This is a genomic window from uncultured Cyclobacterium sp., assembly GCF_963977555.1.
Taxonomy (GTDB): Bacteria; Bacteroidota; Bacteroidia; order Cytophagales; family Cyclobacteriaceae; genus Cyclobacterium.
On the sequence record NZ_CAXBPD010000014.1, the window covers coordinates 161,776 to 172,460 of the forward strand.

The following is a 10,685-nucleotide window of genomic DNA, read 5'->3' on the forward strand; positions in this document are numbered from 1 at the left end:
AATTTGTTCACATAACAGAATGAAAATGCCATTAAATTAGCATTTATACAATAAGTAGTTCATTACCAGTTCATTTGTACTACTTAAATTGCTTCCAAAACAGATTCATTTTGGAAACAGATTTTAAAACAATTATTCTTTCCGACATCCACCTTGGGACCAAAGGCTCCAAAGCAAAGGAAGTGGTCAGGTTTTTAAAGCAATATCATTGCGAAAACCTTATCCTTAATGGCGATATTATTGACGGATGGCAACTGAAAAAATCAGGCAGTTGGAAGCGAAAACACACCAGGGTATTCAATAGGATCCTGAAAATGGTGGATGCTAACAGTACGCGGGTATTCTACTTAAGAGGCAATCATGATGATTTTTTAGATCAAATTCTCCCTCTGGAAATCGGCCGGCTTTCAATTCTCAAAGACATGGTATACGAAAGTCATGGACGAAAGTATTTTGTAACCCATGGAGATGTCTTTGACAATATCACTACCAACCTTCGATGGATAGCCTATCTTGGGGACATTGGTTATACCTTTTTACTTTGGGTCAATACACAAGTTAACTTGTATCGCCGAAAAAAAGGACTCCCCTATTTTTCACTTTCTCAATACGTAAAATCTAAGGTTAAATCGGCGGTGACTTATATCGATGATTTTGAAAAAGAGTTATGCAAGGTGGCTAAATCTAAGAATTGTGATGGAATTATCTGCGGCCATATCCATAAAGCTGAGATAAGAAACATAGACGGGATTGACTACTATAACTCGGGCGACTGGGTGGAAACCCTAAGTGCGCTAGCAGAAGATCATGAGGGAAACTGGCAACTCATATACTATAATGAATTGGATTTTAGTCAACTGAACAACAAGAAGGTCGTAAAAATGAAAGATATACCTGTAAATCAGGCGAAAAAATTCTACTAAAGTCAAGAATGAAATTTTTGTTTATCGTTCAGGGAGAAGGCAGGGGTCACATGACCCAAGCTCAGGTTTTAAAAAATGTTTTAGAAAAACAGGGACACGTTATCGTTGCTGTTATTTTAGGGACAAGCAAAAGGAGAAAAATTCCCTCCTACTTTTTAGCTTCATTTAATTGTCCTGTTTATAGCATTCCAAGTCCTAATTTCATCACCGACAAGGCAAATAAATCCATTAAATTGAGGGCCACGATATTCGAAAATTTAAAAAAATCCCCTCAGTTTTTTCGGACTTTAAAGCAAATTGACCATCAAGTCAGTTTTCACCAGCCAGATGGAATCATTAATTTTTACGATATTTTGGGTGGACTGTACAATTTAATATTTAGACCAAAAACCAAATTTATTGCCATAGGACATCAATACCTCTCCTTTCATCCTGATTTCAATTTTTACAAACAGGGTGAAATCAACAAGTTCTTATTTAAGTTAAATACTAAAATCACTTGCCATGGTGCTGCAGTGAAAATTGCTTTGTCCCTCTGGCAGCCATCTGCGGCCAATCGGAAAAATGGACTAAAAGTATGGCCTCCACTGGTAAAAGAAATTATAAAAAAAACAGCGGTAAGAGAAGAAAATTTTTTTCTGGCCTATGTGGTAAACCCTGGATATGCGCAGGAATTGATCCAATCTGCTAAAGAAAACCCAGATTCAGATATTCAGGCATTTTGGGACAATTCAGGGGTCTCGGATCCCTATGAAGCACTTCCAAACCTTGTTTTTCACCAAATCAATGAAAGCCTATTTTTAGAGAAGATGGCAACATGCAAAGGATTTCTCACTACGGCAGGTTTTGAATCTATAGGAGAGGCCATGTACCTAGGTAAAAACATTCTCATGGTGCCCGTAAAAGGACAATATGAACAGCATTGTAATGCCATTGATGCCGAAAAAGCTGGCGCAGGAAAAGCGTCTAAAACCTTTGATCTTAAGGTTTTGAAACGATACATTGGCAGTCTAAAAGATACTCAGCATAAGAATGCCACTTATAAAGCATGGCAAAACTCATTGGAAGAACATGTTTTTGAAATGGTGAATGAAATTTCTTCCGATGAAAAAGTCAATGCTTATTGATACTATTTCTGGTATCTTTCTCCAAAAGCACCATCCAAAACACTGTCTATTTCTTATTTTAGACCGAAAACCTAAAAATATGGTGACTTTATAAGCCTAATTTTACAAGGCTATATACCAATAAAAAATAAGGGGTATAAAAAAAAAGCAAAATACAACTTGGGAAATTTGGCAAAAAGAAATCTAAATAGTTTAAATTCGCTCTTTATTAATTAGGTGCGAACTATCCATGAATATAGAGTTAAAGCGATTGAAGGAAGACCGGGAAAAAACCCGGCATTGGAAGAAATGGGGCCCTTATCTTACTGAAAGGCAATGGGGTACTGTTAGAGAAGACTATAGCCCTGATGGATCCGCTTGGGAAAATGTGACCCATGATGACGCCAGAAGTAAGGCTTATCGATGGGGTGAAGAAGGTATAGGCGGTATCAGCGATAACAAACAAAAACTATGCATTTCATGGGCTTTTTGGAATGGTAAGGATGAAATGATCAAAGAGAGGTTGTACGGCCTTACAGGGAATCAGGGGAATCATGGTGAAGACGTAAAAGAGCTGTACTATTACCTGGACTCTTCTCCCTCCCATAGTTACATGAAAATGCTCTACAAATACCCGCAGAGCAAATTTCCTTATCAGGAATTGTTGGATGAAAATCAAAGAAGAAGTAAAACCGACAAAGAATACGAAATATTAGATACTGGTATCTTTGATGACAATGCCTATTTTGATATTTATTTGGAGTATGCCAAAGAAGATGTTGAAGACATTGTCTGTAAAGCCACTATCCATAACCGGGGGGCTAAGGAAGCTAACCTATGTGTTATGCCCACTATCTGGTTTAGAAAAACCTGGTTTACTGGCGATGAACCATTTATCCCTACAATGCGGAAAAATGGGAAAAATAAAATTAAAGCCTACTCACCCAAATCAGGTAACTACACTTTTAACTTCAAAGGAGATCCTGAGCTGAAATTTTGTGACAATGAAACCAATAGAGAACGGTTATATCACATTGGCAATCAAAAAAAATACCTCAAAGATGCTATCAATGACTATGTGATCAATGGAGATGAGCAGCACCTGAATCCAAAAAATACAGGAACGAAAGCAGCAGCAATTTACCAATTGACAATTCCAGCAGGAGGCCAAGCTGAGGTTGTTTTCAGAATGCAAAAATTACAAACTGAAGACCCTATTGAAAATGCTGAAAGCATCCTTCAAAATCGAATTGAGGACACGAATTCATTTTATGACGTCCTTCAGGAAAGAGTAAAAGACGAGCAAATGCGCTTGATCCAAAGACAAGCTTATGCAGGCATGTTGTGGACCAAACAATTTTATTATTACAACGTCGAGCGTTGGTTGGAAGGTGATTCTGGAAGGTACTTGCCCCCCGAAGAAAGAAAATCAGGGAGAAATAGCAATTGGCGACACCTACAGAATTATGACATTATTTCCATGCCTGACAAATGGGAATACCCCTGGTATGCGGCTTGGGACCTCGCTTTTCACACCATCCCGCTAGCCCGATTGGACCCTGATTTTGCCAAGGACCAATTGCTGGTGTTGTTGAATGATTGGTACATGCACCCAAACGGGCAGATGCCTGCCTATGAATGGAATTTCAATGATGTTAACCCTCCTGTCCATGCCTGGGCAGTGCAGCGTGTTTATCAGATAGATAGAAAAAACAACAAAGATAAGGTCGGCGACCAGGAATTTCTTGAACGAGCATTTCATAAATTGCTGCTGAACTTTACCTGGTGGGTCAACCAAAAAGATATGGAAGGCAAGAATATCTTCGAAGGAGGATTTCTCGGCCTTGATAATATCAGTGTTTTTGACAGAAGTCATGTAGATAAGTTTTTTGGCAAGCTAGAACAGGCGGATGCTACTTCATGGATGGCCATGTTTAGCCTCAATATGCTAAGGATTTCCCTAGATCTCTGTGTCTTCAATAAAGTATACCAACATACGGCCACTAAGTTCCTGGAACACTTCCTGAACATAGCAGGTGCCATGAGCAATATTTCTAAAGATAACATTAGTCTTTGGGACGATGAGGATAACTTCTTCTACGATGTACTCCATCTTTCTGGAGAAGAGCCAAAGGTTATGAAAGTAAAATCCATAGTAGGCATTATTCCAATGTTTGCAGTGGAACCTATTCGGGAAGAATTATTTGATGACCTGCCGGAATTTAAAAGGAGACTGAACTTTTTCTTTAAAGAAAAACCCAAATTGGCCGCGTTGGTTTCGAACTGGATTCATCCTGGCCGGGATAAAAGAAGGCTTTTTTCATTGTTGAGAGGGCATCGCATGAAAAGTATTCTTAATAAAATGCTTGACGAAAAAGAATTCCTTTCTGAATTTGGCATTAGGTCCCTTTCCAAAGATCATCTAGAACACCCCTACTCGGTCCAAATCAATGGAAATAAATTCTCAATCAGCTATGCTCCGGGCGAATCTGAGACGACCATGTTTGGTGGAAATAGCAATTGGCGTGGTCCTATTTGGTTCCCTATCAATTATTTGATTATTGAATCACTGAAAAAATTTGATTACTACTATGGCGGTACCTTCTCGATCGAGTATCCTACAGGTTCGGGGAAATACATCACTTTAGACCTTATTGCTAAAGAACTATCCCTCAGGCTGATCAATATATTTATGAAAGATCAACACGGAAACCGCCCCATCTATGCAGACAATGAAAAAATGCAAAAAGACCCGCATTTCCAGGATTTGATCCTATTTTACGAGTACTTCCATGGAGACAATGGCCGTGGTTTAGGTGCTTCGCATCAAACAGGTTGGACAGGCTTGGTTGCTGAGTTAATTCATAAATACCATAAGGAACAAGAATATTACCCCAATGCTGCTACCGAATTTAGTTCCTAATAGATTAGAGGCTGGTTGTGATGAGGTGGGCAGGGGTTGCCTCAGTGGTCCGGTAACGGCTGCTGCAGTGATCTTACCCGCCGACTACGCCAATGAATGGATTAATGATTCAAAGAAATTGACGAAAGGCAACCGGGAGAAACTTACTGAAGAAATAAAAACCAATGCTTTGGCCTGGGCCATTGCCAGTGCGACGGTAGAAGAAATTGATAAAATCAATATTTTGAACGCATCCTTTCTGGCAATGAACCGGGCCATTGAGGCATTAAAAACCAAACCTGAATTCTTGTTGATTGATGGCAACCGATTCAATCCGGTTTATGATATACCTTATGAATGTATCATTAAAGGTGATGGGAAATATGCCAGCATAGCGGCTGCCTCCATTCTAGCAAAAACCTACAGGGATGAATTAATGGCCGATCTTGCAATAGCCTACCCAGGATATGGTTGGGAAAGAAACGTAGGATATCCTACAAAAATCCACCGCTTGGGAATCAAAGAACTGGGGGCAAGCCCACATCATAGAAAATCATTCCGTCTTTTGCCTAAGTAAAAACAATAAACCTAGGTCGACTTTATTTAAAAAATAAATTTGATCATCTGGGCATTTAAGGTAGTTTGAGAAGCGTAAATTGCAATAATTCTCAAAAAAAAGACACTGCCACACCCTTACCCGCCAAAGTGCCACCTAAAATAGGGTTCGCAGTGACGCTTTTGTCTACTTTAAGCTATAATCAACGCTAAATCAAGTAATTTGACTTTTACTTAATGTCCCATGCCAGAAAACTTTGCGGAATGTTTTCAACGATATCCGAAGCCAAAGTTCCTCTTCGTAGCTTTTTCCCAGCAAGTTCTTCAGCATCGCCATGGTGAAAGACGGCACAGATGGCTGCATTTTTCATAGTATAACCCTGTCCTAAAAATGAGGTGAGCATACCTGTAAGCACATCTCCTGATCCGCCAGTGGCCATATATACGGTTCCTGAATTATTAAACACCTGGCTTCCATCGGGAAAACTCATTAGGCTGAATGCTCCTTTTAAAACCAGGCTACAGTTATTTTCCATACAGAACGCTTTAGCCAAATTAATTCGCTGTAGGTGATTATCGGATTTAACTCCTGTTAGCCGTTCAAACTCTTTTAAATGAGGCGTTAGAATTACATTCTCATGTAATAAAGTGAGCCAATCTCTATTTTCCCCTAAAATATTAATGGCGTCTGCATCCAAAACCGTAGGACCTGCATAATTTTCAAGAATATAGTTTACAAGGTTTTGGGCGTTTTCTCCATTGCCCAATCCGGGACCAACGCCTATGGCGTCTATCCCTGAAAGTTCGATGCTAGCATCAATATCCATTTCATCTTCTGGTCTCAAGACCATGGCCTCAGAAATGGTAGATTGAATAATGTTTACACCACAACCTGGAATTTTACAAAAAACCAACCCTGAACCAGTACGCAAAGCGGCCTTAGTACTAAGGCAAATGGAGCCCATTTTACCATAACTACCTCCTGCTAAAATTATGCGCCCGAAATCTCCTTTATGACTAAAGGCATGGAATTTCTTATGGAAGGTTGCAAGAGATTCTCCCGAAAAAAAGTATCGCTCCGAAGGGAAATCATCAAAGTGTTTTTGCTCCATTCCAATGTCTTTTACAACCAATTGACCTACATACTGTGCATGTTCGGGGAAAAGTAAGGACAACTTGGGAAACTGAAAACTTACAGTATAATCTGCATGAAACACCTCCCCGTCAGCAGGTGTATCAGAAGGAAGGCCCGATGGAAGGTCTACACTGATCTTCAGGCCTTTTTCTTCATTAATCCTTCTAATCAATTCAAGGTATTCACCTTCAAGGGGCCTATTTATCCCCACCCCGAAAACGGCATCAATGGTGATTTCTGAGGACTTTAATTCTTGCCAACTGCTTGTAACAATCCCTGGTGGCAGGGCTTTGAGGTTCTTAACAAAATCGGTGGACCCTTTTTCACGATCACCTATTGTCGTCACCTTTATAACATACCCTTTTTCCGACAATAAGCGGGCAATGGCCAAGCCATCTCCTCCGTTATTACCGATGCCACAGTAAATATTTATGGTCTTTTCTTTGTTGAAATTAGCCGTAAACCAATGGCAAAATTCATTTGCCGCCCTCTCCATTAATTGGTAGGGAGTAATGCCCGATGCCTGGACATACAATTTATCAAGCTCCTTCACTTGAGTTCCAGATATTATTTTTTGCATAATTTGATCTAATAAAAATCAACGGTTAATTAAGGCCAGTTCAAATGCTGGTGAAGAAAATCAAATACTCCTTTATTTCTCGAAGCATGACCTCCATTAAAATATTCTATGTTTGTTTTATCCCCCTTAGCAAACTGAGTGTAAAGGGACCTGACTTTTTCGTATTCATAAGCCACCCATTCATCTGGCTGAACCAAGTCATGTCTACCCCGCTCTACCATGAATGGTCTGGGAAATATCAAATAGGCCATTTCTGCATAACTGAAAGTATTGCCCATATTGAAGTAGGGCATTTCCCATTCTATGGTATGCATAAAGCTGTTATAAAAAGAGGTATCGGCGACCTTCCTCGTCCAATCTCCAAAATCTGCGGAACATATGGAGAGGGCATAACCTTCCAGTATGGATGGGATTCTCATAGCTGTTTCGCCCCCGTAACTTTTACCATAAAAGGCGATGCGGTTTTTGTCCACAAAAGGCAAACCCCCAAGGAATTTTAAATATTGCTGGTGTTGTGCCAAAACAAAAGAAAAAAGGCTCTTCCCTATGTTATTGGCTTTCCTGTCCAGCCAGCGGTATCGATCTTCTCCTGAAAACAAACCATAAGGGACAAATACTACAAATCCTTCCTCTGCCAGTTTTGCTGCCATATTGTTATAGCTTGTATGCCCTTCTATTACAATTTCAGGCACTCCATTTCTACCATGTTGCACCACCACTACCGGACGCTGCTCCCCCTTACCAATGTCCTTAGGTAGCAACAGTATCCCTCCGCCTCCAAATTCCGGAAAAACATCCAACTCAATGGAGTATCCCTTCCACTTTTCCTCTTCATAAACCTGAATACTGCTTGGGTTTCCCGGTAATAAATCGTCGGAAAAGCTTCCGATTACTTCATCTTTGAAATATGCTCTATACTTCTGACTCTTTTTAATAAATTGATTTGGTTTTTCATAGGGATGATAGCTTTTCGTACTCCATTTTTTATTGGCCCATTCGGGCATCACTTTATGCAGGTAAAACTCATTTCTAGTAACCGGCGATAAATGCATCAGCTGTTGAACATAAGCTTCCATGCTTTTTCTTATCCTAAGCTGCCTATCCTTAGGGTTAAAACCTTTTCTTTGGTCTTTGGGTATATCATCGGAAAGAACAATTTTTCCCTCCACTCCCATAAAACCTAGCAAGGTATTGAGCCCTTTCGCTGACCCGTAAGCAATGGAGTTACTGTTTTCCCCTACCACCATTACCCTACTATCCTTGGCATTTTTCTCAATAAGAGGTATTCGATTAAAGGTTTCCTGTAAAACCTTAAAATCTGTTTGTTTAAGCGCCCCTTTATATCCGGAATAGCTAAATGGATTATACTCCAGAGGTTTTTGGGTAGTAAGGATGACTTCTTCCGGCAGTTGGCTGTGCTCAATCACCAAGCCTCTTGGAGCTACCATGGCGGCCAATTCAATGTCACCAAAATGAGTGGAAAAGTCCCAAATGTTTCGATAAATGGGATCCTCCCATTTCGCTTGCTGTTGGCCAAAATAACCAGAGATTAAGCTTGCGTCAATGTTTGTATCCAAGGCAGCAGCAAGCAAAGCAATCAGGCCTCCTTCTCCGAAACCTGCCAAACCTATTTTATTAGCCCCATGGTCTTGCCAATATTGCGTGATTGCCATCACTTGTAGCACCTCAAAACCTATCAGGTGTTTGCCCATTTGATAGGCTTGTCTATAAATCCATTCCCTGGCCGATTGGTCTTTTTCTAGCACTTGTCTATTGATCAAAGTTGGAAGGATTACTTCAAAACCATTTACAGCCAAATGTCTCGCCATTTGAGAACTTTCAGCTATTCCCGGAACCAATCCAGCAAATTGCTCAGGAAGCTGATCCGCATCAGGTAAAACCACAACATGACCTTTCGGATGGTCTTTAGGTTTGAGTAAGAGCCCTTCACCAAACATACCTTCTATCACCGGCCACTTGATCTGGTATATGGTGTATTTTTCTGTTTCTGCTACTGCAATAGGGTTTGAAACATTGGCTATTATTTCAATTTTGTTCTCTTTTACCGGTAGGGAGGCTAGCCCTAATAAGGACCTCAATTTATCGCGCTTTTCGGACAAAAAATCCTCTTTATGTTCATTAGATGAAAATCCATTCGTCCAGTCTTGCATTCTTTTTTTCTTGGCCTCTTCGATTTTCACCTCCACAAAACGATGCGCCCCATTCAATAAATCTCTGGAAAAGGCTTCTTGGGAAACAGGTGCTATACCTTCTCTCGTTCCTGGTAGAACTTGAGGCAGGCTGTCGACCAATGAAATAACACTATAGAAAAGTAGTAGTGATAAATTTATCATAAGGGGTCTTAGGAATAGCTAATAATTAAAAGGTAAAATAATAAATGACTGCTCCAAAAACTAATAATGATTTGAATTACAACCATAAAATCATCAGCAGAGCATGTAAAATAATTAAAGCTTAGTTTCAAAAATTAATATTAAACTGTATTTTTGCCCTATACAATTTCAATCAGGGTGAATTGAAGGTTCTCATTTAGGAAATCCTAATGATCACTACATAAACAAGCCGAATTCATGCCCAAATCCTTTTATTTTTTCGCTGCAATTTTATTCTTTTTCACTTTGCACGCTTTTGGTCAATGTAGACTCATTAATAATTCAGATCTCTACGAACTTTTACTAAATGAAGGCAATAGTCCTTCATTCGAGTTTAATATCCCTGAAGGAGTTACTGTTACTTCTGTAAAGGTTACCGTTGCGAATTATGGACATGGAGGAGGTCATTATAAATCCAGGATAAGGTCATTTTCAGATTTAAATAGTATTCGCTTCGATGAAAATGGTATACTGGAGGTTTTAAATACACCAATTACAGGACCATCTATTCAGGACCTACAGATAGAAAGCGGTTTATTCGATGATTGTGGAATGATTGGAGAATTTGTGAAATTTGACTGGAAAGTAAGTATAGAAGCGACAGGAACGGATGGAACCTTAATCAATTATTCTGGTTCCTTATCGGATAATTTAGCAATCCCAGATCACTTGGGAAATGTGTACAACGGGACAAGTTATGTTCAAGGAAGCATAGATCTAATAAGATCAACCTGGGGTGAAGAAATTGTGGCCTACCCTGACCTGGATAGAGATGGCTTTGGTGATGCAAATGCTGAAGCCGTTTTAATTTGTGATGAATACTGTTCAGATTATGCAACCAATAATCTTGATTGTGATGACTCTTTTCCAAATATCAATCCAGATCAAGCGGAAATTCCCTACAATAGCATAGATGACGATTGTGATCCAAATACACTAGATGATGACCTGGATAAGGATGGTTTCATTGCTGTGGAGGATTGTGACGACACCAATCCAGACATCAACCCAGAGCAAGCGGAAATCCCTTACAATGGCATAGATGACGATTGTGATCCAAATACACTAGATGATGACCTGGATAAGGATGG

Annotated in this window: 7 protein-coding genes; 5 read left to right on the forward strand and 2 right to left on the reverse strand. The window is 39.7% G+C overall.

Annotation, left to right across the window (positions count from 1 at the left end; genetic code table 11):
* The first annotated feature begins 110 nt into the window (after positions 1-110).
* From AAC073_RS17300 to AAC073_RS17315, 4 genes are all read left to right on the forward strand, one after another.
* Positions 111-923 (forward strand): UDP-2,3-diacylglucosamine diphosphatase, encoded by an 813-nt coding sequence (locus AAC073_RS17300; protein ID WP_339925056.1) that lies wholly within the window; start codon positions 111-113, stop codon positions 921-923.
* An 8-nt stretch (positions 924-931) separates the two neighbouring features.
* Positions 932-2,050 carry a glycosyltransferase family protein gene (locus tag AAC073_RS17305; protein WP_339925057.1) on the forward strand — a complete coding sequence of 373 codons (1,119 nt, stop codon included), beginning with the start codon at positions 932-934 and terminating at the stop codon, positions 2,048-2,050.
* 229 nt (positions 2,051-2,279) lie between these two features.
* Complete coding sequence (locus tag AAC073_RS17310; RefSeq protein WP_339925058.1) at positions 2,280-4,952, forward strand: glucosidase; 2,673 nt, start codon at positions 2,280-2,282, stop codon at positions 4,950-4,952.
* On the forward strand, positions 4,927-5,508 hold the full coding sequence (locus tag AAC073_RS17315; protein WP_339925059.1) for a ribonuclease HII: 582 nt from the start codon (positions 4,927-4,929) through the stop codon (positions 5,506-5,508). The genes AAC073_RS17310 and AAC073_RS17315 overlap by 26 nt, the downstream gene beginning before the upstream one ends.
* Before the next feature lie 208 nt (positions 5,509-5,716).
* On the opposite strand, the gene AAC073_RS17320 is transcribed toward AAC073_RS17315, so the two are convergent.
* Together AAC073_RS17320 and AAC073_RS17325 are read right to left on the reverse strand one after the other, a co-directional pair.
* The gene (locus AAC073_RS17320; protein WP_339925060.1) at positions 5,717-7,201 is read right to left on the reverse strand and encodes an NAD(P)H-hydrate dehydratase; all 1,485 of its coding nucleotides are present in this window, start codon (positions 7,199-7,201) and stop codon (positions 5,717-5,719) included.
* Between the two features lie 29 nt (positions 7,202-7,230).
* Positions 7,231-9,555, reverse strand: a complete 2,325-nt coding sequence (locus tag AAC073_RS17325; protein WP_339925061.1) for a dienelactone hydrolase family protein — start codon at positions 9,553-9,555, stop codon at positions 7,231-7,233.
* A 237-nt stretch (positions 9,556-9,792) separates the two neighbouring features.
* Between AAC073_RS17325 and AAC073_RS17330 the strand changes: the two genes are divergently transcribed.
* Positions 9,793-10,685, forward strand: an 893-nt coding sequence (locus AAC073_RS17330) for a putative metal-binding motif-containing protein (RefSeq protein ID WP_339925062.1), incomplete at its 3' end; no start/stop codon positions are given.